This is a genomic window from Listeria monocytogenes, from assembly GCF_013282665.1.
Taxonomy (GTDB): Bacteria; Bacillota; Bacilli; order Lactobacillales; family Listeriaceae; genus Listeria; species Listeria monocytogenes_C.
The window spans coordinates 2,450,092-2,473,336 of sequence record NZ_CP054041.1; the positions used below are offsets into that span (position 1 = coordinate 2,450,092).

Consider the following 23,245-nt stretch of genomic DNA (forward strand, 5'->3'; position numbering starts at 1 on the left):
ATCCTTTCTTTCTTAAATAATAACATAAAAAAGGAAACAAGCTCTATACTTGTTTCCTTTTTTTTAGTTTTTATGTGTTAAAATTTTTGCGATAGTCTCATAGCTCATGTCGCTTTTGAGAGTATAGCTACCATCACGAATGTATTTTTCGTAATTATTATCTCGCAAGTATTTATCGAACTCCGAGGAATTTTTAACAATACCATTTGCATGAAGTTCATCACCAGCTTTAGAAGAAGGATCTCCTTTAGAAATCGTTAAAGTATAACTCTTTACTTTCTTTGCTTCTTCCGCTTTCTTTTTAGCATCGGCTTCTGCTTTTTTCTTCGCTTCCGCTTCCGCTGCTTTGTCCATTTCTTGCTGAGCTAGTAATTTTTCATATTTGGTTTTCCATGTATTTGAGTTTTCATCAGAACCAGCTTTTGTTGATGTGGCTTTTGTTTCATCTGCTTTGGTCTGAGTTGAGAAAAACTGATTATACACCAGTAAGACAACGGCAGATATTAAGAAACCTAGTGCCAACATCCGTAAGTTTTTCTTCACAGATAGGCTCCTCCTTTAAATTTTAAATCAATGTTTTAAATATTCTTCAATGATTTTTTCTACTTCTTCTTTAGGCAAGGATGACTGTTCGGCAATTTCTGAAGTTACGATTCCAGAAGTATAAAGTGTAATCACTTGTTTTTTCATTAATTCGCGAACTTTGGGACTATCAGGAACTTGCTCAGCCTCAACGCTTGGGCTATCCATTTTCATTGCTTTTTCTAGTTCAGTGATACGTTGTTTTAGTTCAAAGTTTTCCTGCATCCACTGAGCAGCAACATCTTCCAGTTCTTTTTCTAATTGTTTATTGTCGCCTTTTTGTAGAAACGAAATAACAAACAGCGCAATAGCAGCAATTAGTAAGATAATTATGACTGTGGTCATGGGTTTTATACACACCTCTCTTCCATAAACTCTACTACTAGTTATAGCATAATTTAGCTCAAAACACCATCCGAAATAAGGTTTTGTAAAGAAAATAAAAAGAAAATGCATAGAGTCCTTGCAACAACTGATTAAAAATGATATTATTATACAGGTTTAGTAAATAAATTCGTCAGTCGGAGTTGGAGGGAAAAATAATGCGCGTTAATATTACTTTAGAATGCACTGAATGCGGTGATCGTAATTACATCACTACTAAAAATAAGCGTGAAAATCCGGAACGTATTGAATTAAAAAAATATTGTCCAAGATTACGCCGTGTAACTTTACACCGCGAAACTAAGTAAGCAGCAGGATCTCCATTCTGTTGCTTTTTTTATTAGTACAAAAGGGGGAAGTCGAAATGGAAGATAAATGCCTACTACGTGAGCAAGTTCTACGGAATTTGAATAGCATTGATAGAGTAGAACATCGCGAACGTTCTATTAAATTAGCAGAAAAATTATTTTTATTACCAGAATGGAAAAACGCTAAGGTTGTTGGCATCACATTAGCAAGACACCCTGAAATTGAAACAGAGACAATCATCCTACAAGCGAAAAAAGAAGGGAAAACCGTTTTAATCCCAAAAACATACTATCCTAGCAAGAAAATGGAATTTAAAAAAATGGATTCTGTACATCCTTTAATAAAATCTAAGTTTGGCATTTTAGAACCAAATGAATTAGCAGAAACAGTTGATAAGAAAGCCATTGATTTATTAATTGTTCCTGGAGTTGCCTTTAATAAAGAACACTATAGAATTGGTTTTGGTGGGGGATTTTATGATAGATTCCTAATGGATTTTCAAGGACCAACAGTATCCTTATATCTGTATGAACAGCAAATAGCGTTTACACCTGAAATGCATGACAAACCAGTTTCTATCCTGATAGGAGGATAAGAAAAAATAATTCTATAGAAAATAGGGTGGATTGTTTACAACGCCCTATTTTTTGCGTATAGTAGTAAATATAATTTGTAATGAAAGCAGGGAATTTTTTGAGCTTCCAAGAACAATATGTCTTCTGGCGCCTAACTAATTATTTCTTGGGTGTTGAAAAATACCGTTTAATCCACCTTCATGAGGAGAAACAAGAACTTTGGTTGGAAAATATAGGCCAGAAAAAAAGACCAGTCATCCGTATTCAGATGAAAGAATTAAGTTGGGCTAATGTGGTGGAACGAGATGTGACACACACTTTACATGTTACGGAAAACCTTCGTAAGCAAATGGGGCGTTTAAAATTGCCTCTTGTAAATATTTATATAACACCATTTGAACCAATGGGTGATATTTCCCCTTTTTTTGGACAATCCATTGCTTCTCCAAATGAAAAAGTGAAATTAGAAAATATTTTACTAGCGAACGAACAAATGAGAGAGCATCTAGATATACTTATTAAAACGTTAGAATTACCCGAAGAAGCGTTTATTCTTCCAATGGAAATAACAAAAGAGCTAGTAGCGAAAGAGCGAGAGCAAGTCATCGCGTATATCACTACTAAAGTAAATGAAGAACAAAAAGTTGCTAGAAATTCCAAACCAATTGTTACGTATACATTCTTAGGGCTTTTAGTTGCAGCATTTTTGTGGCTTTCTTTCCAAGGTGGAACGACCAATTCATTTAACTTAATTAAATGGGGCGGGAAATTTAATCCACTTATTTATGCCGGAGAATGGTGGCGCTTTATTTCACCAATTTTTCTTCATAGTGGATTAATGCATTTAGCTTCCAATGCAGTTATGCTATATATTGTTGGTGCATGGGCAGAGCGTATTTATGGTAAATGGCGTTATGTGCTCATTCTTCTCTTAGGAGGAATATGCGGAAACATAGCTAGTTTTGCACTAAACATGAATTTATCTGTTGGTGCGAGTACTGCCGTTTTTGCAGTAATGGGCGCGCTACTTTATTTGGTTGTTTTAAAACCGAATCTTTATGCAAAAACCATTGGTGTCAGCATTGCTTCACTTGTCGCAATCAATTTACTAATTGACGTATTTTCTAGTCAAATTGACATTGCCGGCCATATTGGTGGTTTAGTCGGTGGCTTTTTACTTGCAGGAGCATTGTCATTACCGAAACAATTTTTTCATTGGCGCCGCCTCGCATATGGTATTTCGCTTTTTGCTGTAGCTATTTTATTTTTGTACTTTGGCTACCAAAAAGGAGAGCAACCGTATGATCCGATGCAAGCAAATGTGGCTGTACAACAATATCTTCAAGAACAAAATAAAAAAGAAGCAACAAAAATCACCGATAATTTAATTTCTAGCGGAAGTGCGGATGGCTATTCGTATACGTACGCTTCCTCTATAGCTTTACAGGATAAGCAAGTAGATAAAGCAGAAGCGATGGCTAAAGAAGCAATTAATATCGACAAAGATATCCCAGAAGCTCATTATTATTTATCCGTTTGCTATAGAATAAAAGGGGATATACCAAATGCAATTAACGAAGCAAACAGAGCTAGAGAATTATCAAGCAATCCATTTTTTGATTCTTATTACGATGAGTTAGAAAAAATCAAAGAATAAGAGGTTTTTTAATGTGAAAACAGTTTATGATGTTGCCCAATTACTTAGAAAGCATGGCATTATTGTTTATTTAGGAAAACGACAATATGACATCGAAATGATGGAATATGAAATTACAGAACTTTTTAAACATAATATTTTAGATAGAGAACTTTTTGCCAGAGCTAGAAGTATATTGAAACAAGAATTAATCAAAGAACAACGAAAAAATAGTAGTTTAAATTAAATTGATTATAAGGAGAACAGCAGAATGAACAAAAAATTAATTGGTGTAGATTTAGGCGGGACAACAGCAAAGTTAGCTATTTTAACAAAAGAAGGCGACATTGAAGAAAAATGGACAATTGATACAAATATTGAAGATAAAGGTGCCCATATTGTTAAAAATATTGGCGACTCCATCAATCAAAAATTAACAGATTTACAACTAGATAATGATATATTTTATGGTATTGGAATGGGAACTCCAGGGACTGTTAATTATGAAACTGGCACAGTTAAAGGAGCTTATAACCTAGGTTGGGCTGAAGAACAAAATGTTAGTCAAGATTTAGAAAATATTACTGGTTTAAAAATCATATTAGATAATGATGCCAATGTTGCCGCTCTTGGTGAACGCTGGAAAGGTGCAGGTGAAGGTGGAGCTAATGTCGTTTTCGTAACGCTTGGAACAGGTGTTGGCGGCGGGATTTTCGCAGAAGGCAAAATTTTACATGGTATTCGCGGAGCTGCTGGTGAAATTGGTCATGTAACTGTAGTTCCGGAAAACGGTTATGATTGCACATGTGGCAAAAAGGGCTGTTTAGAAACTGTCGCATCAGCAACGGGAATCGTTCGAGTAGCGAAAGATTTAGCGAAAGAGTATACAGGTAAATCTGCACTTAAAGATGCAATAAACAATGACGAAACAATTACTTCTAAATTGATTTTTGAATTAGGTGCAGAAGGTGATGCTTTAGCAAATGAAACCATTGATAAAATTTCTTTCTATTTGGCTTTAGCGCTTAGTCACATTGGCAATATGTTAAATCCAGAGAAAATTATTATCGGCGGCGGAGTTTCAGCAGCAGGCGACCAATTATTAACGCCGGTTAGAACTTATTTTGAGACAATGGTTTTCCCGGCGGTGAAAGAATCCACTAAATTATCTATTGCGACAAAAGGGAATGACGCAGGGATAATTGGAGCTGCATGGTTAGCACTACCAAGTGAAGATTAATATTAATTTGTATAAGCTACAATAACACTCCATTATTGTAGCTTGTTTTATAAAGATAATCTTTCTATAACGCATTGTTTTAGCTTCCTATGAAAAGGGTAAAATTTTAGCATAGAGAGATTGGAGGCCAGAGATGAAAAAATCAAATGTTTTTTTGATGATTACCTTATTAGTAGGGTTGGTTTTTATCTCTTTTGGTTGCTCGGAGGAAAAAGAAACGCCAAAAAAGACTGCAAAAGAAGTGCAAGGTGTTCAAATTAAAACAAAAGAATTCCAGCGAGTGGTTGGTTGGCTGTCAAAAGATTCTGTTTTGCTGCAAACTAAAAAATCTGGAGTTACGTATTTTGAAGAATTGAATATTTATAATGAAAAGAAAAGACCAATCTTTAATACGAAGGAATCTATTTCTGAAGTCCAAATTAGTCCAGATTATCGAAATATCTTACTTTATTCTGCTGAATCAGCTGAAAAAGCCACAATGCGAATAATTGCTTTGAATGATGGTTCAACTGTTGCATCACGAGCAACAAAACCTTTAACGACGACATTTTATTGGAACGACGAGTCACCTGAAAAAATTATGTTTGTCACGTATAGTCCAGAATGGAATTTCCAAATAGAAAATTGGAATTATACATTGGATCAACTGGATAAAATAGACGTCGCGTCACCCTTTATTTCGTGGTACGGAGATAATTTGGTAATTTCAAACAATAAAGACAAACCGGATGATGAATTAGGAAACCTTTATTTACAAGATATTAGAGATAGCGCTACTAAAAATTTGATTGTAGCTAATATTATGCAATTTGCTGTTCATGATAATGTATTGCTTACTATTGAAAAAAACTCTGATGAAAAATTATTATACGATTTTAGAACACTTGGATTTCAAAATTTCTTTTCGTATAATGCTGCACGAGAGTATGATGAATTAGGCACTTTTGTTCCGTATTTTGATACAAATTTTGATAAGAATTCTTTTCTTACATTTGTTCCGTATAAAAGCGCTAAAATTGGTAGCGGATCAAAAGAGTATAAGTTAGTAAAAATTGATCCAACGAACAAAAAAGAATCGACTATCTTGGAATTAATGGATAACCAGCCTATTTTATCATATGAAACAGGGGATTTGGTTCTCTATGGTTATTTATTTGATAAGGTAATCGATACGAAAACAGGTAAAATGTATAATCTAATTAATACACCAACTAAATCTTTTTAAAACAACGAGTTCCTTCTTTAAGGGCTCGTTGTTTTTGTTAATGTATAGCCGTTTTCTAGTGTGATTTGACAGTTGAATTCTGTTAGTTGATTATCTGTCGCCTGGCAATCTATCTTTGTGCCTTTGTAATTTGTTTTAAACTGATGTGAAAGTGAGGATGTTTCCTTAATTTCTATGAAAGCTAAATTTAGTTTAGTGGAGGCTAAATAATAATTTTGAATCAATTTTTCATATTGTATTTGTGTCTTAAAGATAGAAGCGCTGCCAGTAACGATTAAAATGGAAATAAACGCAATGAAAATGGTAAATGGGAGCGTAAATGCATTAGTTTTCATGGAGTCAATACCACTTCTGGTAATGCGAATACAGATGTATATATCTGTGTGTAAAAGTCTTGTACCGTTAAATGAAGTTGTTTTTCTTTCTTAATTAATTGATATTCTTTTACATTAGTAAGTAATGGTTCATGTCCTTTTCCGTTTACTTGTCTACGAACTAAATCATTATATTTGGAATAGGTGATAAGGTCTTTGCCATTACTAAAAGAAAGTTTATTCCCATCAATCTGAATATTAGTCGCTTTTTCTAATTCTAAGCGAGTTTGAATGAGAAAAAGTTGCCATTCTGTTGTCTGGCTAATGTTGCTAAGCTGGAGAGTCTTGTTGTAGCATTGAAAAAATAATGGGATGAGCGAGCTAATACTTAAAATGATTGTAATAGACAAGATTGTTTCGAGAAGAGTGAAAGCGGGTGAACCGCTTTTAAAAGTTGCATTTTTCTTCCAATTTATTTTTTGCACAAATTTGGATACCTCCTTGATAATAGAAACTTTGGATACGTTTATCCTTAAAGTTAACCGGAACACTTTTGTGGCGTAATAGTTCGCTGTGTTCGTAAATTTCTTGATAGACTCTGCTCGTTTCTTTTTGATAGTCTAGTTTTTCAAAAATAGTCATAGCTGTGGGTAATAAAAAACTACAAACCATTGAAAAAAGGAGAAGCGAAACCATGCTTTCAACTAAAGAAAATCCGTTAATTTTGTTCAATTCTAAAACGCCCCTTTCCGATTTGAAATATTAGCTTGTAGCTATTTGTCGAACTTGTCAGGTGAATTGTTGAAAAACGATTAATGGATCCATCTGTACTCGAAAAACGAAAATTTCCTATTTTTGGTTGTGTTAAAGTTAACGTCTGTGAGAATGGAAGGATGGCAAGAGTTTTTGAGTTAGTATAGGTGATGAGTTGATTTTTCATTGTGTCAAATGAAATAAACGTATCTTGGTTTGTTGCTACAGCATTTATTTGCGCATGATAGATGGTGGCTTTTATTTCTTCTAGTAGTTGCTTCTCCCTAAGCGTGGATAATGTACTTGAAATAGGAAAGATAGTTAATGTGATTAGTGTAAAGCTGATAGTTAGTACAAGTAACATTTCTAATAAAGTAAATCCATTTATTTTCATTTTTTCTCTGAAACATTTCCTGAGCTATCTATCTTGATACTATTTCCATTAGGACAAGATTTTTGATTAGCTTTTAAATAACCTCCACTTACTAAATCAGCTACAGAAGGGATTGAATTTTTATCTAATTGGTAGGACTGAACTTGACCTTGAACCATTGAAATGAAGGCCTCGCATCCTTTATCGTTGATTGATTTACTTTGTGACACGATGTTTGGAATCGTAAGGAGTAACAAAACACTAACCACTAACAATACAATTAACATCTCCACCAAAGTAAAGCCTCGCTCATCTCGCCAATCAATTTTCTTTTTAAACATTAAAACTCCTCCTTTAAATTTGATTTACCATAGAAAACATGGGATATAAAATGGACAAATAAATGGATACAATTAAAATACCAATAACGATAAAAACAATTGGTTGGATAAATGAAAATAATTTTTCGGTCTTTTGAAGTGATTTCTGATGACATAAGTTATAATAAAATAAAAATTCCTCTGCTAAATTACCATTTTTTTCGCCGTGGATAGCAATGTAATAAAGCTCTTTTTCAAATATAGGCATTTTTTCTAGTGCTTCTGTTAGTGATAATCCTTGTTCAAGCGTAGGAAGGATTTGCTTAGCGATTGCTTGAAAGAATGCGGGAGATTCTTCTTGCGCAAAGAGGTGCATAATATGCGTTATAGATAAACCGCTTTTCAGCAGATATCCGAGTTCGCGCGCAAGGTATTGCGAATAATGAATTCTTGAAAATTGGTGAATATATGGAATTCGACAATAAAAATAAGCACGATCGTAAGCATTTTTTTGCTTTTGCTTTCGAATTATGAGGCTGAAAATTAGAAAAAGGCTAAGTAAAAAAATTCCTAATAAAACTGGAACCTTTTCAAGCAGGAAATAAGTGAATTTAGTTCCAACTGTGCCTTTAGTTGATAGTTGTGTAAATAAAAGTTCGAATTTAGGTAAGAGAAAAATCCGAAGCAAGAAGAACACCAGAATGACAGTAGAGAATAAGACTAGTGGATATTGGAAAGTCTTCATTAATGCGTTTTTTTCTTCCGCTTTTCTTTTCATATGGACGCCGGTCTCGTGAATTGTTTGCAAAAAGTAACCGTGACTAGAAGCGTAATGAAGTTGGGAACAAATGAATTCAGGAAATCCATTTTTTGAAAGAGCATAGGAAAAAGAATTTCCGTTTGCGAGTGAAGTGATAATTTGTTCATATCTTTTGCGATATTTGGGCGAAGTAATGCTTAAATAGCTAATGGTCGCATCTAAGGAGAATCCCTTTTCGAGTAAACTGGCAACTCTAATTAAAAATTCTCCGTCCTCTTTCCAATTAGTGCGCTGAAAAAAAGCCATAGGCAACTCCTTTCTCGAAGTTTCTTTTAATAGGATATTTAGGCTTAATCTGCTGTTTATTAGATTGGAAATAGGCTTTTATCTCTTGTTGCGTAAGAACTTCATAGATAGCTGTTCTTTTTCGGTGCAAATGTGTACAAAGGGGATGGCATTTTTCTCCGCAGAAGGTGCAAACTAGATGTGTTAGCTTTTGAAAGCTGATTCCGAGTAAGCATTGCGCTAATTCTTCTGAGCTAATACCGAATTCAAGTAATCTTAATAAAACTCCATAAGCATCTCCAGCATGAACCGTGCTTAAAACCAAGTGACCAGTTAATGCAGCACGAACAACTATTTTAGCGGTTTCTGCATCGCGTATTTCCCCTATAATTAAAATATCAGGATCATGGCGTAAGACGGATCGAATGATGGGTGCATAAGTGATGCTTGCTTTTTCGTTCACTTCGATTTGGAGAAAGCCTGGAGAATGATGTTCAACAGGATCTTCAATTGTAATGATTTGCAGTTCATCTTTATTTTCTATAGAAGAAACAAGGCTATACATAGAACTAGACTTACCACTACCTGTGCTACCGGAAAAAAGAAACAAACCTGTTTGGTTTTTACACTGTTGTTGAATTTGTTTAGTGGACTTAGGAAATACACTGGATTTTAAAAATGGGATAGGGTACTTGTAACGAAAAATTCGAATAACCATGCTTTCATGAAAATCTTTGCTAGGCATAGTAGAGAGCCGTAAAGCAATTTTTTCTGTGTTTGTATTTTTTTCAAAACTACCAGATTGGGGTCGTCTTTTTTCGCTTATATCCAAAGCTGCTTGGAATTTAAGAAAAGATATTAACTTTTCTCCTACATCTATTGGAAGGTAAAGAAGCGGAATCAATGTCCCATTTACCCGAAGACGGAGTAAGTAGCGGTTTGAGAGTGGATGAATATGAACATCGCTTGCATGGACACGTAATGCTTGAGTTATGATGTGTTCTGTCATTTTTTGCGGCATAAGAACCTCCTTACAAGTCATATTCTTCATAAGCAAGCAAAATCCTTTGTGTCTGAATCTTTCACAAAAAAGAAAATAGTATTTTCTAAATGCAAAAGTAGCATTTCAAGCTAAAATAATATTGAAAGTGATATTTTAGAAGCAAATAAGTGAATAAAACATTTTTTTCAATTTTGATGATTTTCACAATCTATGTGCAAAGAATAACAAACGTATAATCAAACGATAATATTGTAATAAAGCCCTTACATTCCGAACCAATATCAAAAATAAAGAAAATTTAGGCTTTAAAACTAATTATTTGCCGAACAATACAACTCGTGATAAGCTATAGAAAAGGCAAATACATAATAGAATTAGCGGGTGAATGTAAACAGAGAGACTGCGAAAAGCAGCGCCGACGGGGAAAGCATGTATTATGTGAAACTCTCAGGCAAAAGGATGTTTACGGGACGCAACTCTGGAGTCATATTTATGTTACGACAGGGCTTATGAACCATATAAGCCTTTTTGTTATGTGAAAAAGGAGGATAAAATGATGACAGAGTTACTAAAAACACCGATTCATCCACTTTATGCAAAATATGGTGCGAAAACCATTGATTTTGGTGGATGGGATTTACCAGTACAATTTGCTGGTATAAAAGCAGAACACGAAGCCGTGCGAACTGATGCAGGGTTATTTGACGTGTCCCACATGGGAGAAATTTTGGTGAAAGGTCCTGATAGTACTTCTTATTTACAATATTTGTTAACCAACGACATTGAAAAAATAAAAATTGGTAAAGCGCAATATAACATTATGTGCTATGAAACTGGCGGAACAGTAGACGATCTAGTAGTTTATAAGAAATCAGAAACGGAATACATACTCGTTGTTAATGCAGCAAATACGGAAAAAGATTTTGAATGGATGGTCAAAAATATTCAGGGAGATGTCACTGTTACCAACGTATCTTCAGAATATGGACAATTAGCTTTACAAGGGCCAAACGCAGAAAAAATTCTCGCAAAACTAACGGATGTAGATTTAAGTTCAATTAGTTTTTTTGGGTTCGTAGAGGATGCGGATGTAGCAGGAGTAAAAACGATTATTTCAAGAAGTGGCTATACTGGAGAAGATGGATTTGAAATTTATATGCCAAGCGCTGATGCAGGAAAAGTTTTTGAGGCAATTTTGGCTGAAGGAGTCGCTCCAATTGGTTTAGGTGCACGGGATACATTACGCTTAGAGGCAGTACTTGCGCTTTATGGGCAAGAATTGAGCAAAGACATTACGCCACTTGAAGCCGGACTTAATTTTGCTGTTAAATTAAGAAAAGAAGCAGATTTTATAGGTAAAGAAGCGCTTATTAAACAAAAAGAAGCAGGGCTGAACAGAAAATTAGTTGGTATTGAATTAATTGAACGAGGTATTCCGCGCCACGATTACCCGGTGTTTTTGAATGACGAAGAAATCGGCATTGTGACTTCTGGTACCCAATCACCAACACTTGGAACAAATATTGGTCTTGCTCTCATTGATACAGCTTACACAGAATTAGGTCAAGAAGTAGAAGTGGGTATTAGAAATAAAAAAATAAAAGCAAAAATAGTACCAACACCATTTTATAAACGCGCAAAGTAAAAAGGAGGAAATAATATGGCAAAACATCGTTATTTACCAATGACAGAACAAGACGAAAAGGAAATGCTTGATGTAATAGGGGTTAAGTCAATTGATGACTTATTTCAAGACATTCCAGAAAAAATTAGATTTAAACGGGATTATGATTTAAAACCGGCAAAATCAGAACCTGCACTATTACGCGAATTATCGAAACTTGCTTCTAAAAATGCTAATACAACAGAGTACGCTTCCTTTTTAGGAGCTGGTGTCTATAGTCATTACATTCCAACAGTTGTGGATCACGTTATTTCTCGTTCAGAGTTTTATACAGCCTACACGCCTTATCAACCTGAAATTTCGCAAGGGGAGTTGCAGGCGATCTTTGAATTCCAAACGATGATTGCGGAACTTACTGGAATGGACTTGGCTAATTCCTCGATGTATGACGGTGGGACAGCGCTTGCGGAAGCAGCTATGCTAGCAAGTGGGCATACAAAGCGCAAAAAGATTCTCATTTCTGGAGCTGTTCACCCGGAAAGCAGTAATGTTTTAAAAACCTATGCAACTGGTCAACATATTGAAGTAGAAGTTATTCCAGAACTAGATGGCAAAACAGATATTGAAGCGCTAAAAAAAGCTCTTTCAGATGATATAGCCGGTTTTGTTGTACAATATCCAAACTTCTATGGACAAGTGGAACCTTTGGCTGAACTTGAAAAATTAGTGCATGAAAATAATTCTTTATTACTTGTATCGAGCAATCCGTTGTCTCTAGGTTTGTTAACACCACCAGGAGAATTTGGTGCAGATATTGTTGTGGGTGATTCGCAAGTATTTGGTATCCCTGAATCATTTGGTGGGCCGCACTGTGGCTTCTTTGCGGTCACAAATAAATTAATGCGTAAAGTTCCTGGACGTTTAGTTGGGGAAACTGTAGATGAGAACGGGAAGCGCGGGTATGTACTTACATTACAAGCGCGCGAACAACACATTCGCCGTGATAAAGCGACGTCTAATATTTGTTCCAATCAAGCATTGAATGCATTAGCTTCTTCTGTCGCAATGGCAACCCTTGGAAAAACAGGTCTTGTAGAAATGGCAAAACAAAACTTAGATAAATCTCATTATGCCAAACAAAAATTCCGTGAAAAAGGCTTTGAAGTTCTATTTTCAGATGGCTTTTTCAATGAATTTGTTGTAAAGCTTTCGAAACCAATCAAAGAAGTGAACGAATCTCTTTTAGGTGAAGGGATTATTGGGGGATATGACCTTGGTTTTTATGAGGAAAAATACGAAAACCATATGCTTGTAGCAGTTACTGAAATGCGGACAAAAGAGGAAATTGATGCCTTTGTGGCGAGCTTGGAGGGTGCAAAATGAATTTAGAAGAAACAATGCCATTAGTGTTTGAACGTTCTATTCCGGGAAGAATTGGCTTTAGTTTGCCAGAAAGCGATGTTCCAGAAACAAAGGCCAGTGATTATTTTGATCAAGCGTATATTCGTTCTGTACCAGCAGATTTGCCTGAATTGAGCGAGCTCGAAATCATGCGTCATTATACTAATTTATCCAATCATAATTTTGGTGTAGATTCTGGTTTTTATCCACTTGGCTCCTGTACGATGAAATATAACCCTAAAATCAATGAAAAAGTAGCTCGATTCCCAGGCTTTGCGAATATCCATCCAAATCAACCAGAAAGCTCTGTCCAAGGCGCGCTAGAACTTCTGTATGACTTGCAAACAAGTTTAGTTGAAATTACAGGGATGGATGAAGTAACGCTCCAACCAGCTGCTGGAGCACACGGTGAATGGACTGGATTAATGCTTATTCGTGCCTTCCATGAAAAAAATGGGGATACAAAACGTACAAAAGTTATCATCCCAGATTCTGCGCATGGAACGAATCCGGCATCCGCGGCAGTAGCAGGCTTTGATGTTGTCACGGTGAAATCGAATGAAAAAGGACTTGTCGATGTGGCAGACTTGAAAAAAGTAGTCGGCGAAGATACAGCTGCACTCATGCTTACAAACCCAAATACACTCGGCCTGTTTGAAAAAGATATTGTGGAAATGGCGGAAATCGTTCATGAAGCTGGCGGGAAATTATACTATGATGGCGCCAATTTAAATGCTATTATGGCGAAAGTGCGACCTGGAGACATGGGCTTTGATGTCGTTCATTTAAATTTACACAAAACATTTACTGGTCCTCACGGTGGTGGAGGTCCTGGCTCTGGACCAATTGGTGTGAAAAAGGATTTAATCCCATTCCTACCAACACCAGTCCTTACGAAAAAAGAAGAAGGATACACGTTTGATTATAACTATCCAGATTCTATTGGTCGGGTGAAACCATATTATGGTAACTTCGGCATCAATGTTCGCGCGTATACGTATATTCGCACGATGGGACCGGATGGTTTGAAATTAGTGACAGAATACGCTGTTTTAAATGCCAACTATATGATGCGTAAACTACAAGAAGCCTATGATTTACCATTTGATCAAGTGTGTAAACACGAATTTGTTTTAAGTGGTAATAGACAGAAGAAACTTGGTGTAAGAACTGTTGATATTGCGAAACGATTACTAGATCATAATTTCCATCCGCCAACTGTTTATTTCCCGCTAATTGTTGGGGAAGCAATCATGATTGAACCGACTGAAACAGAATCGAAAGAAACACTAGACTCTTTCATCGATACGATGTTGAAAATTGCGAAAGAAGCAGAAGAAAATCCTGAAATCGTCCAAGAAGCGCCTCATAGCACCTATGTAAAACGACTAGACGAAACACGTGCTGCTAGAAAACCAATTTTACGTTATCAAAAAGAAGTATAAAAAGAAGCCTTGTTGCGTAACTTCGCAGCAAGGCTTTTTCTTATTTAGATTTAGTTTTTCCTGTCCATTTACGGTAGCCGCCTTTAAGCTGATACACTTGTTTGTAGCCGCGTTTGTAAAGCATAATTGCTGCACGGTTACTACGTTGTGCTGTTTGGCAGTATAAGTAAACTGGTAAATCTTGACGAATTTCTGTTGTACGGTTTTTCATTTGTGTAACTGGGATATTTCTAGCTCCAAGAATATGGCCAGCGTCGAATTCATTTGGCTCGCGAACATCAATTAATTGTGCTTTACGATAACCTTTTTTAAATTCTTCTTCTGTTAAAACTTTTAGTGCTTTGCGTCGCATTACAAACTGGTAAATTTCGTATCCTAGAAGAATAACCAGAATGATAATTGCTATAATCCAACTAATCAATTGTGTAAACCCCTTTCATCCTGAAAACTGCTTTTTATAAAGCATCCTTTTCTATTATAACTTATTTTTTGCCACCATCAATCACTTTGAAAGAAGATTTTCGTTTTTTCTTTGTTTTTTTCTTCGGAGCATGTAAATTTTTTGATTGTTTTACTGCTTTTTGGTAATTACTGTCCGTTTTTCTATTTGTGAAAAGCCGCAGTAGAAGGGTGAAAATAAGTGTCCCGATTAAAACGGAAATAATTAAGGTGAAAAATGATTTAAAGCCACCCATTAAAAGCCCAATGCCAACAAGCGCGAGTAAAATAATAACTATGAGGGGATACTTCTTCAAATTAATCCACTCCTATTCTAAAAGTTCCAGATTCTCCGGTTCCGCTACATCTACTGGTGCGCCTTCTTTTTCTACTCGTAAAAGTTCATTAAAGGATGCGATGGCAACCTCAACTTGATCATCAGACGGTTCTTTTGTTGTAAGAAGTTGTAGCCATAAACCCGGAACACCTAAATATTTAAGAACTGGGATATTACGGCATTTATTAGTTAATTGAAGTACTTCAAAAGCTACACCAAGTACGACAGGAATAAGTAAAATCCGGTCGACCACACGAAGCCAAAGAGGATCGGTTGGTACTAACAAATAAATAAACATACCAACAATAACTGTAAATAAAATAAAACTACTACCACAACGATAATGAAGTCGCGATTGTTTCTGTACATTTTCAACCGTTAAAGGTAAATTTTCTTCGTAACAATTTATTACCTTATGCTCAGAACCGTGATATTGAAAAACTCGTTTAATAATAGGGGTCTGAGAAACCGCGAAAATATAGGTTAATAGAAGAATTAATTTGAAAAGACTCTCTAAAAATACTTGTGCCGTATCGCCTGGAACGATAGGACGGAATAATTCCGCTAAAAATACAGGGATGAGCGTCATGACAAATTTTGCAAAGACGAAAGATAAAATACCGATGACAGCAACACCAAGCCACATCGCAACTTTGGATTCTTTCTTTTCAATTTTTTCTTCTACTGGATTATTTGGATCTTCGTCATATCGGTCTGTTGCAAAAGCAAGGTGTTTGGAACCGATAGCGCTAGATTCAATTAATGCGACAATTCCTCTTAAAAAAGGTATTTTCTTCATACGCATAACCCAAACTGGACTATTTTTTTCTAAATAAAAATATTCTAATGAACCATCTATACGTCTAATCGCTGTTACGGTCTGTTTTCTGCCGCCAAACATGACGCCTTCAACTACAGCTTGACCGCCATATGATGGTACGTTTTGTTTGCTCAAAGTTTTCACCAGCCTATTCATGTTTACTAATATGTTATTTTACGCTAAAAATAGTTTTTCGTATAGCGCAAAACGCCTAAAAAAAGTTATTTTTTCTAAATTGTGATAAAATAGTTTCGAACGCGTTTAATAATGCGATTTTTGCGCGCCTAAAATTTGATAAAAGTGGGGGAATAAAAATGTCTAAATTAACTAAAATTCAAGAAACACTGGGCAAGGAAAAGATTGAAGCAGTTCTTGTCACGAGTGAGTTTAATAGAAGGTATGTATCGGGTTTCACTGGAACAAGTGGTGTGGCGCTAATTTTACCTGAAAAAGCTTATTTTGTAACGGATTTCAGATATACGGAACAAGCAGCAAAACAAGCAGAAGGATATGAAATTGTACAACATACTGGTCCAATTTTTGACACGGTAGAAGATTTATTAATTAAAAACGATACAAAAACACTACATTTTGAAGCAGATTATGTGACTGTTTCTGAATTTAAACAAATGGAGCGCGTATTTAATCGTCAATTAATCCCACTTACCGGCTTCTTTGAAGAAATGCGTAAAGTGAAAACAGCAAGTGAACTAAAAGCAATCCGCACAGCTTGTGATATCGCTGATGCAGCTTTTGCACATATCATTCAATTTATCAAACCAGGCATGGCTGAAATCGAAGTATCTAATGAACTGGAATTCTTTATGAGACGTGCGGGAGCTACTTCTTCATCGTTTGATACAATTGTTGCATCCGGTGTTCGTTCTGCATTACCACATGGTGTTGCTTCGGATAAAAAAATCGAAGTTGGCGATTTCGTTACCATGGATTACGGCTGTTACTATGACGGTTATTGTTCAGATATGACAAGAACTATCGCGGTCGGTGAACCAGCTGAAAAATTAAAAGAAATTTATCAAATTACATTAGATGCGCAATTAAAAGTAATCGGTAGCTTAAAACCAGGCATGACTGGAATTGAAGCAGATGCTATTGCACGTGATTATATTTCTTCCTTTGGATATGGCGATGCATTTGGACACTCTTTAGGACATGGTATTGGGTTAGAAATTCACGAAGGACCTAATTTATCCTTTAAGAGCCCTCAAAAACTAGAAGTCGGACATGTTGTGACAGATGAACCAGGAATTTATTTACCAGGAATCGGTGGCGTTAGAATTGAAGATGATCTCTTAATTACAGAAACAGGTAATGAGATTTTGATTCATTCACCAAAAGAATTAATTATTTTATAAAATTCCTTTGTAACTTTGTGTGTTTTATGGTTAAATAAGGAAGAATGAGCAGTTTTCATATGCTCCCAATAAAGATACTTTGCAAATTACAGGAGGAAAAACATGATTTCAGTAAATGACTTTAAAACAGGGTTAACAATAGAAGTAGATAATGGTATTTGGCGTGTGCTAGATTTCCAACATGTAAAACCCGGAAAAGGAGCAGCATTCGTTCGTTCCAAATTACGTAATCTTCGTACAGGTGCAATCCAAGAAAAAACATTCCGTGGTGGCGAAAAAGTAGCAAAAGCGCAAATCGACAACCGTAAAATGGCCTACTTGTATGCTGACGGCACAAATCACGTATTCATGGATAATGAGTCTTACGAACAAATTGAGCTTCCAGAAGACCAAATTGCTCATGAACTTAAATTCCTAAAAGAAAATATGGAAATTAATATTATCATGTATCAAGGCGAAACAATTGGAATTGATTTGCCGAACACAGTAGAATTAGTTGTTACTGCAACTGATCCTGGAATTAAAGGGGATACTTCTTCAGGTGGTTCTAAACCAGCCACTCTTGAAACTGGTCTTGTTGTTCAAGTGCCATTTTTCGTTAATGAAGGGGACAAACTAGTAATTAATACAACCGAAGCGGCATATGTTTCTCGGGCGTAAGCAAAAATCTTTTACTACAGCTGGAGTTAATTCTTCAGCTGTTTTTCTATTTCTTAGCGCTTCCAGTACACCTTTTGAATAAAAAGTATGGTACAATAAGGACAATGCGTGATTCATGCAATTTTTTATTTTTAGTATTATTAAGGAGTGTAAATGGTATGTTATCAATAGATGAAATTAAACAGCTAATCGAGCTGATTGACGAGTCAACCCTAGATGAATTTGAGTTAGAAACGAAAGATAGTAAGATTTTGCTTAAAAAGAATAAAACGGTTGTTGCTGCAGCAGTTCAAGAAGCACCAATTGCTATCACACAAGCACCAGCTCAGGCAGCACCAGTAGCACAAGCGCAAACAGCTGCTCCTCAAGCGGAAGCAAATACAACGGAAGATGCTAGTTTAGAAGTCATTACATCTCCAATGGTTGGGACTTTTTATGCATCTGCTTCACCAGAAGATGCTAATTTTGTTAGCGTTGGATCTAAAGTATCTGCGCAATCTGTTGTATGTATTGTAGAAGCAATGAAATTATTCAATGAAATTACTGCGGATATCGACGGAGAAATCGCAGAAATTCTTGTTTCAAGTGGCGAGTTAGTCGAATTTGGACAACCACTATTCAAAGTTAGAAAAAAATAAGGGGTCGAAAAACATGATTAAAAAAGTACTGGTAGCGAACCGTGGAGAAATCGCTGTCCGTATCATTCGCGCTGCAAAAGAACTTGGAGTGGAGACAGTGGCGATTTATTCGGAAGCAGATAAAGAAGCGCTACATATTCAGCTGGCGGATGAAGCTTATTGTGTAGGTCCCGCGGCAACAAAAGATAGTTATTTAAATATGTCTAACATTATTAGTCTTGCAGTTTTGACGAACTGTGATGCTATTCACCCAGGCTATGGTTTCTTAGCCGAAAATGCAGATTTCGCGGAGTTATGCGAAGACTGTAATATTACTTTTATCGGACCAAGTGCTTCTGCTATTTCGCAAATGGGAACAAAAGATGTTGCTCGCGAAACGATGCGTAAAGCAGGTGTTCCAATTGTTCCTGGTTCACAAGGAATTGTTAAGGATGTAGAGGATGGCAAAAAAATCGCTAAGAAAATCGGTTATCCGGTTATCATTAAAGCAACAGCTGGCGGTGGCGGTAAAGGTATCCGTGTAGCTGAAAATGAAGAGAAATTAATCTCTGGCATTCAAACTACCCAACAAGAAGCCGAAGCCGCATTTGGTGATCCTGGCGTTTATTTAGAAAAATATATTCAAGATTTTCGCCATGTAGAAATTCAAGTGCTTGCTGATAACCATGGTAATGTTATTCATTTAGGAGAACGTGATTGTAGTATTCAACGTCGCTTACAAAAGCTAATTGAAGAATCCCCATCGCCTGCCATTGATGAAAAAACTCGCCAAAAAATGGGGAAAGCTGCTGTCAAAGCTGCCAAAGCCGTGAATTATTCTGGCGCAGGAACGATTGAATTCATTTTCGATCACCATGAAAATAATTTCTACTTTATGGAAATGAATACGCGTATCCAAGTAGAACACCCGGTAACTGAGCTTGTTACTGGCGTTGATTTAGTGAAACAACAATTTCTAGTTGCTTCTGGGGAAGAACTACAAATTAAACAAGCAGATGTGAAATTAACAGGTTGGGCGATGGAATGTCGGATTAACGCTGAAAATCCAGAGAAAAACTTTATGCCAGCTCCAGGAGAAATTAAATTTTATCTTCCTCCAGGTGGCTTAGGTGTCCGGATTGACTCAGCAGCTTATCCAAACTACAAAATCCCACCATACTATGATTCGATGATTGCCAAAGTAATCTGTTATGCGGAAACACGGGAAGAAGTGATTCAAAAGATGAAACGTGCGTTGTCCGAATTTGCCATTGATGGTATTCCTTCAACCATTCCGTTCCATTTACGTGTATTAGATAATGATGTGTTTTTATCGGGCGACTTCAATACCAAATTCTTGGAGCAAAATGATGTAATGAATCTTTCTAAGGAGGGCTAAATAATGGCTTATACAAAAGATTTGCGTAAACAAAATGATGCACCGCTTGGCAAAATTGAGATTGCACCTGAAGTAATTGGCGTAATTGCTGGTCTTGCTGCAAGTGAAATCGAAAATGTTGCTTATATGCAGGGTGGCTTTGCGACAGAATGGCGTGAAAAATTCAGCGGTGCTGTAAACTATCGTAAAGGCGTAAAAGTAGAACTAACCGAAGAAGGAATTCTCATCGAACTTTATTGTTCAGTCTTATTTGGCGCAACCATTCCACTTGTTGCTCAAAATATTCAAGATGCTGTCAGAGATACCATTTTTAATATGACTGGTTTAAATGTACTCGAAATTAACGTTCATATCGTTGGTGTACAATTTGAAAAAACAGAAACACTTTCCTTCGATGATTTTGAGCTATAAAATTCAAGGAACAAAAGGAGCAGCTTTAACATGAAAAGAAGAGAGGCGCGCGAGAAAGCACTTCAAGCACTATTCCAAATAGAGCTAAACGAAATGTCGCTAGATCAAGCAATTAAAAACATCATGGAAGACGAGCAAGACGACTATATGGAAAAATTAGTCGAAGGTGTTATGGCGAATAAAGCTGAAATTGATGCTATCATTGAGCCTAACTTAGACAATTGGCGTATAGATCGTTTGAGTAAAGTCGATTTATCTTTACTTCGCTTGAGTGTTTATGAGATGAAGTACTTGGATGATGTGCCAAATAGAGTTAGTTTGAATGAATCCATCGAAATTGCAAAAATTTACAGTGATGAAAAATCAAGTAAATTTATTAATGGCGTACTTGCTAATATTGCACCGGAAGATAAATAAGCTTGATTGAGTGCAAGGGAACTCCCTTGCACTCCCTTATTTCGTGATTTTTTTAAGAATAATTACGTGGAACTTATTTTTAAGGGGGCAATACTCATGGGAGAAATTATTGATGGCAAAAAATTAGCAAAAGAAATTCAAGAAAAAGTAACAAGAGAAGTAGCTGAATTAGTAAAAGAAGGTAAAAAACCAGGTCTTGCTGTTGTGCTCGTTGGCGACAATCAAGCATCTCGTACATATGTAAGAAATAAACAAAAACGGACAGAAGAAGCGGGTATGAAATCCGTTTTAATCGAACTTCCAGAAAATGTAACAGAAGAAAAATTACTATCTGTCGTAGAGGAACTTAACGAAGACAAAACTATTCATGGCATACTCGTGCAGTTACCACTACCAGAACATATTTCAGAAGAAAAAGTAATTGATACTATTAGCTATGACAAAGATGTTGACGGTTTCCATCCAGTGAATGTAGGTAATTTATTCATCGGAAAAGATTCTTTTGTTCCTTGTACACCTGCAGGAATTATTGAACTTATAAAATCGACCGGCACTCAAATAGAAGGCAAACGCGCTGTCGTTATTGGTAGAAGTAATATCGTAGGAAAACCAGTAGCTCAATTACTGTTAAATGAAAATGCGACAGTGACCATCGCGCACAGCCGTACAAAAGATTTACCTCAAGTAGCGAAAGAAGCAGATATTCTTGTTGTAGCGACAGGTCTAGCAAAATTCGTGAAAAAAGATTATATCAAACCAGGTGCGATTGTTATTGATGTTGGCATGGACCGTGATGAAAACAATAAATTATGCGGTGATGTAGACTTTGATGATGTGGTAGAAGAAGCAGGATTTATCACGCCGGTACCAGGTGGCGTTGGCCCGATGACTATCACGATGCTACTTGCGAACACATTAAAAGCAGCAAAACGCATTTGGAAAATGAATTGATTAATTGGATGTGAAATGATGGAGCAAGATAAATATTTGACGGTAGCAGCAATAACCAAATATATCGAAAAAAAGTTTGAAGTAGATCCCTACATGAAGCAAGTTTTCGTGCGCGGTGAAATTTCTAATTTAAAACAACCAGCGAGTGGACATCTATATTTTACGGTAAAAGATGAATTTGCGATGCTTCGTTCTGTCATGTTTCACAAAGCAGTTCAAAAAATTGGTTTTGTCCCAGAAGATGGTATGAATGTCCTTATCACAGGACGAATTGGTGTATTTACAAAAGCTGGTCGCTATCAGTTTTATGCAGAACATATGGAACCGGATGGCGTCGGAGCGCTTTATATTCAATTAGAGCAATTAAAATCGCAATTGGAAAAGGAAGGGCTTTTTGCGGAAACGCATAAAAAAGTGCTTCCTTCTTTCCCGTCCAAAGTCGCTGTCGTTACGTCCAAAACTGGTGCAGCTGTTCGTGATATACTAACCACCATTCATCGTAGAATGCCTTCTGTAGAAGTGATTGTTTATCCAACTATTGTTCAAGGGGAGAAAGCAGCTCAAAAAATTGTCGAAAACATTGGCAAGATTAATCAGCGAAATGATATTGATGTGATGATTATTGGGCGCGGTGGTGGTTCACTTGAAGAACTATGGGCTTTTAATGAAGAACCTGTTGTTCGAGCAGTATATGATTCCGATGTACCTGTAATTTCAGCGGTCGGACATGAAACGGATTTTGCGTTAAGCGATTTTTCTGCAGATGTACGAGCCGCAACGCCAACTGCGGCGGCAGAACTTGCTGTCCCAGATTATCGCGATTTAGAAGAACGATTAGCAGAACGTAAATACCGTTTGCTCGCAGTTACTAGACAAGTATTAGAAAGAAAAGAACGGTCACTAGAGCAACTTAAACAACATTTGATTCTAAATGGTCCGAAACATCAATTAGAACAGCAAATGGAACGTACAGATTATTTTTCCGAACGATTAAATAATGCTTTTTCTAAACAAATATTTGTTAAGCAAACAGCTTTCGACCGGTTAAATGATCGGCTACATTACTACCATCCGAACAAAGAAATTGAACTTCAAAAAGAACAAATGACATTGCGCCTTCAAGCGTTGGATAAAGCGATGAAGCAACTTTTGAAAGACAAGCAACAATCTTTCTTTAGACAAGTAGATGCGCTAGAGCATTTGAGTCCTCTTTCTTTATTGAAACGAGGGTTTGGTGTAACCTATAAAGAGAATACGCTAGTTAAATCAGTGCAGGAGCTTGAAGTCGGCGATAATATCCAAGTAAAAATGCAAGGCGGACACATAGATGCACTCATTACAGCAAAGGAGGAAGATACAAGTGGCAACTAAAAAGAAAACTTTTGAAGAAGCAATTGCAGAACTAGAAACAATTGTAGAAGCGCTCGAAAATGGTAGTGCCTCACTAGAAGATTCTCTCGATATGTATCAAAAAGGAATCGAACTAACTAAATTGTGCCAAGATAAATTACAATCAGCCGAAAAACGAATGGCAAAAGTAGTCACAGATGCAGGAGAAGAAATTCCTTTTGAAGCGGATGGTGAATAAAT

Annotated in this window: 30 protein-coding genes and 1 riboswitch; of the genes, 18 read left to right on the top strand and 12 right to left on the bottom strand. The window is 36.3% G+C overall.

The annotated features are described in order from the left end of the window. Window positions 1-63: 63 nt before the first annotated feature. Both HRK21_RS12370 and HRK21_RS12375 read right to left on the bottom strand, forming a co-directional pair. On the bottom strand, window positions 64-543 hold the full coding sequence (locus tag HRK21_RS12370; RefSeq protein ID WP_003738858.1) for an MltG/YceG/YrrL family protein: 480 nt from the start codon (window positions 541-543) through the stop codon (window positions 64-66). A 27-nt stretch (window positions 544-570) separates the two neighbouring features. After that, window positions 571-927 (bottom strand): hypothetical protein, encoded by a 357-nt coding sequence (locus HRK21_RS12375; protein WP_003736513.1) that lies wholly within the window; start codon window positions 925-927, stop codon window positions 571-573. Between the two features lie 197 nt (window positions 928-1,124). Between HRK21_RS12375 and rpmG the strand changes: the two genes are divergently transcribed. The 6 genes from rpmG to HRK21_RS12405 all read left to right on the top strand — a co-directional run bounded on the left by rpmG (window position 1,125) and on the right by HRK21_RS12405 (window position 5,951). Next, complete coding sequence (gene rpmG, locus HRK21_RS12380) at window positions 1,125-1,274, top strand: 50S ribosomal protein L33 (RefSeq protein ID WP_003719608.1); 150 nt, start codon at window positions 1,125-1,127, stop codon at window positions 1,272-1,274. Between the two features lie 56 nt (window positions 1,275-1,330). Continuing rightward, window positions 1,331-1,870, top strand: a complete 540-nt coding sequence (locus tag HRK21_RS12385; protein ID WP_070006640.1) for a 5-formyltetrahydrofolate cyclo-ligase — start codon at window positions 1,331-1,333, stop codon at window positions 1,868-1,870. A 98-nt stretch (window positions 1,871-1,968) separates the two neighbouring features. Then, window positions 1,969-3,507 carry a rhomboid family protein gene (locus HRK21_RS12390; RefSeq protein WP_077952761.1) on the top strand — a complete coding sequence of 513 codons (1,539 nt, stop codon included), beginning with the start codon at window positions 1,969-1,971 and terminating at the stop codon, window positions 3,505-3,507. 13 nt (window positions 3,508-3,520) lie between these two features. Continuing rightward, the gene (locus tag HRK21_RS12395; protein ID WP_003729908.1) at window positions 3,521-3,733 is read left to right on the top strand and encodes a YqgQ family protein; all 213 of its coding nucleotides are present in this window, start codon (window positions 3,521-3,523) and stop codon (window positions 3,731-3,733) included. Between the two features lie 24 nt (window positions 3,734-3,757). After that, window positions 3,758-4,726: an ROK family glucokinase gene (locus HRK21_RS12400; protein ID WP_003738861.1), complete on the top strand. Its 969-nt coding sequence runs from the start codon at window positions 3,758-3,760 to the stop codon at window positions 4,724-4,726. A 133-nt stretch (window positions 4,727-4,859) separates the two neighbouring features. After that, window positions 4,860-5,951, top strand: a complete 1,092-nt coding sequence (locus tag HRK21_RS12405) for a YqgU-like beta propeller domain-containing protein (RefSeq protein WP_070006642.1) — start codon at window positions 4,860-4,862, stop codon at window positions 5,949-5,951. 17 nt (window positions 5,952-5,968) lie between these two features. Here HRK21_RS12405 and HRK21_RS12410 read toward each other — a convergent pair whose 3' ends face one another. The 7 genes from HRK21_RS12410 to comGA are packed head-to-tail and all read right to left on the bottom strand — an operon-like array spanning window position 5,969 to window position 9,777. Beyond that, a complete protein-coding gene (locus HRK21_RS12410) occupies window positions 5,969-6,286 on the bottom strand; it encodes a competence protein ComG (RefSeq protein WP_070006643.1) in 318 nt (105 codons plus the stop codon). Then, window positions 6,283-6,750, bottom strand: coding sequence for a competence type IV pilus minor pilin ComGF (comGF, locus tag HRK21_RS12415; protein ID WP_070006644.1), 468 nt, complete (start codon window positions 6,748-6,750; stop codon window positions 6,283-6,285). Before comGF ends, HRK21_RS12410 begins: the two co-directional genes overlap by 4 nt. Beyond that, the gene (comGE, locus tag HRK21_RS12420; RefSeq protein WP_070006645.1) at window positions 6,713-6,997 is read right to left on the bottom strand and encodes a competence type IV pilus minor pilin ComGE; all 285 of its coding nucleotides are present in this window, start codon (window positions 6,995-6,997) and stop codon (window positions 6,713-6,715) included. Before comGE ends, comGF begins: the two co-directional genes overlap by 38 nt. Further along, on the bottom strand, window positions 6,984-7,412 hold the full coding sequence (gene comGD, locus HRK21_RS12425) for a competence type IV pilus minor pilin ComGD (protein WP_070006646.1): 429 nt from the start codon (window positions 7,410-7,412) through the stop codon (window positions 6,984-6,986). The genes comGE and comGD overlap by 14 nt, the downstream gene beginning before the upstream one ends. Then, complete coding sequence (comGC, locus tag HRK21_RS12430) at window positions 7,409-7,732, bottom strand: competence type IV pilus major pilin ComGC (protein WP_003732258.1); 324 nt, start codon at window positions 7,730-7,732, stop codon at window positions 7,409-7,411. Before comGC ends, comGD begins: the two co-directional genes overlap by 4 nt. Window positions 7,733-7,745: 13 nt before the next feature. After that, entirely contained in the window at window positions 7,746-8,777 is a 1,032-nt protein-coding gene (gene comGB, locus HRK21_RS12435; RefSeq protein WP_070006647.1) for a competence type IV pilus assembly protein ComGB, read from the bottom strand. Then, the gene (gene comGA / locus HRK21_RS12440; protein WP_003738868.1) at window positions 8,755-9,777 is read right to left on the bottom strand and encodes a competence type IV pilus ATPase ComGA; all 1,023 of its coding nucleotides are present in this window, start codon (window positions 9,775-9,777) and stop codon (window positions 8,755-8,757) included. The genes comGB and comGA overlap by 23 nt, the downstream gene beginning before the upstream one ends. A 363-nt stretch (window positions 9,778-10,140) precedes the next feature. After that, a riboswitch (glycine riboswitch) is annotated at window positions 10,141-10,232 on the top strand. A gap of 83 nt (window positions 10,233-10,315) precedes the next feature. Here comGA and gcvT point away from each other — a divergent pair. Genes gcvT through gcvPB form a run of 3 tightly spaced genes read left to right on the top strand, consistent with a single transcriptional unit; the run spans window position 10,316 to window position 14,229 of the window. Then, the gene (gene gcvT / locus HRK21_RS12445) at window positions 10,316-11,404 is read left to right on the top strand and encodes a glycine cleavage system aminomethyltransferase GcvT (protein WP_070006648.1); all 1,089 of its coding nucleotides are present in this window, start codon (window positions 10,316-10,318) and stop codon (window positions 11,402-11,404) included. Window positions 11,405-11,419: 15 nt separating this feature from the next. Further along, entirely contained in the window at window positions 11,420-12,766 is a 1,347-nt protein-coding gene (gene gcvPA, locus HRK21_RS12450; RefSeq protein ID WP_069888857.1) for an aminomethyl-transferring glycine dehydrogenase subunit GcvPA, read from the top strand. Then, complete coding sequence (gcvPB, locus tag HRK21_RS12455; RefSeq protein WP_003738871.1) at window positions 12,763-14,229, top strand: aminomethyl-transferring glycine dehydrogenase subunit GcvPB; 1,467 nt, start codon at window positions 12,763-12,765, stop codon at window positions 14,227-14,229. Before gcvPA ends, gcvPB begins: the two co-directional genes overlap by 4 nt. A gap of 40 nt (window positions 14,230-14,269) precedes the next feature. Here the strand turns inward: gcvPB and HRK21_RS12460 are convergent, their stop codons facing one another. The 3 genes from HRK21_RS12460 to HRK21_RS12470 form a co-directional block, all read right to left on the bottom strand. Further along, window positions 14,270-14,650, bottom strand: a complete 381-nt coding sequence (locus HRK21_RS12460) for a rhodanese-like domain-containing protein (RefSeq protein WP_003738872.1) — start codon at window positions 14,648-14,650, stop codon at window positions 14,270-14,272. Between the two features lie 61 nt (window positions 14,651-14,711). After that, window positions 14,712-14,984, bottom strand: coding sequence for an AC76 family protein (locus HRK21_RS12465; RefSeq protein WP_003738873.1), 273 nt, complete (start codon window positions 14,982-14,984; stop codon window positions 14,712-14,714). A 12-nt stretch (window positions 14,985-14,996) separates the two neighbouring features. Beyond that, entirely contained in the window at window positions 14,997-15,959 is a 963-nt protein-coding gene (locus HRK21_RS12470) for a DUF1385 domain-containing protein (RefSeq protein ID WP_070006649.1), read from the bottom strand. A 179-nt stretch (window positions 15,960-16,138) separates the two neighbouring features. On the opposite strand from HRK21_RS12470, the gene HRK21_RS12475 reads away from it, so the two are divergent. The 9 genes from HRK21_RS12475 (at window position 16,139) to HRK21_RS12515 (ending at window position 23,243) form a co-directional block, all read left to right on the top strand. Then, the gene (locus tag HRK21_RS12475; protein ID WP_070006650.1) at window positions 16,139-17,200 is read left to right on the top strand and encodes a M24 family metallopeptidase; all 1,062 of its coding nucleotides are present in this window, start codon (window positions 16,139-16,141) and stop codon (window positions 17,198-17,200) included. A 102-nt stretch (window positions 17,201-17,302) separates the two neighbouring features. Further along, window positions 17,303-17,860 carry an elongation factor P gene (gene efp, locus HRK21_RS12480; protein ID WP_003722482.1) on the top strand — a complete coding sequence of 186 codons (558 nt, stop codon included), beginning with the start codon at window positions 17,303-17,305 and terminating at the stop codon, window positions 17,858-17,860. Between the two features lie 158 nt (window positions 17,861-18,018). Further along, window positions 18,019-18,498 (top strand): acetyl-CoA carboxylase biotin carboxyl carrier protein, encoded by a 480-nt coding sequence (gene accB / locus HRK21_RS12485; RefSeq protein WP_070006651.1) that lies wholly within the window; start codon window positions 18,019-18,021, stop codon window positions 18,496-18,498. 13 nt (window positions 18,499-18,511) lie between these two features. Beyond that, window positions 18,512-19,876 carry an acetyl-CoA carboxylase biotin carboxylase subunit gene (accC, locus tag HRK21_RS12490; RefSeq protein WP_003727477.1) on the top strand — a complete coding sequence of 455 codons (1,365 nt, stop codon included), beginning with the start codon at window positions 18,512-18,514 and terminating at the stop codon, window positions 19,874-19,876. Window positions 19,877-19,879: 3 nt separating this feature from the next. Further along, the gene (locus tag HRK21_RS12495; protein ID WP_003738877.1) at window positions 19,880-20,287 is read left to right on the top strand and encodes an Asp23/Gls24 family envelope stress response protein; all 408 of its coding nucleotides are present in this window, start codon (window positions 19,880-19,882) and stop codon (window positions 20,285-20,287) included. A 30-nt stretch (window positions 20,288-20,317) separates the two neighbouring features. After that, window positions 20,318-20,704: a transcription antitermination factor NusB gene (nusB, locus tag HRK21_RS12500; RefSeq protein WP_003738878.1), complete on the top strand. Its 387-nt coding sequence runs from the start codon at window positions 20,318-20,320 to the stop codon at window positions 20,702-20,704. 96 nt (window positions 20,705-20,800) lie between these two features. After that, window positions 20,801-21,655 carry a bifunctional methylenetetrahydrofolate dehydrogenase/methenyltetrahydrofolate cyclohydrolase FolD gene (folD, locus tag HRK21_RS12505; protein ID WP_003726249.1) on the top strand — a complete coding sequence of 285 codons (855 nt, stop codon included), beginning with the start codon at window positions 20,801-20,803 and terminating at the stop codon, window positions 21,653-21,655. A gap of 18 nt (window positions 21,656-21,673) precedes the next feature. Then, window positions 21,674-23,026: an exodeoxyribonuclease VII large subunit gene (xseA, locus tag HRK21_RS12510; RefSeq protein ID WP_031695213.1), complete on the top strand. Its 1,353-nt coding sequence runs from the start codon at window positions 21,674-21,676 to the stop codon at window positions 23,024-23,026. Beyond that, a complete protein-coding gene (locus HRK21_RS12515; RefSeq protein ID WP_003722489.1) occupies window positions 23,016-23,243 on the top strand; it encodes an exodeoxyribonuclease VII small subunit in 228 nt (75 codons plus the stop codon). Before xseA ends, HRK21_RS12515 begins: the two co-directional genes overlap by 11 nt. Window positions 23,244-23,245: the final 2 nt, after the last annotated feature.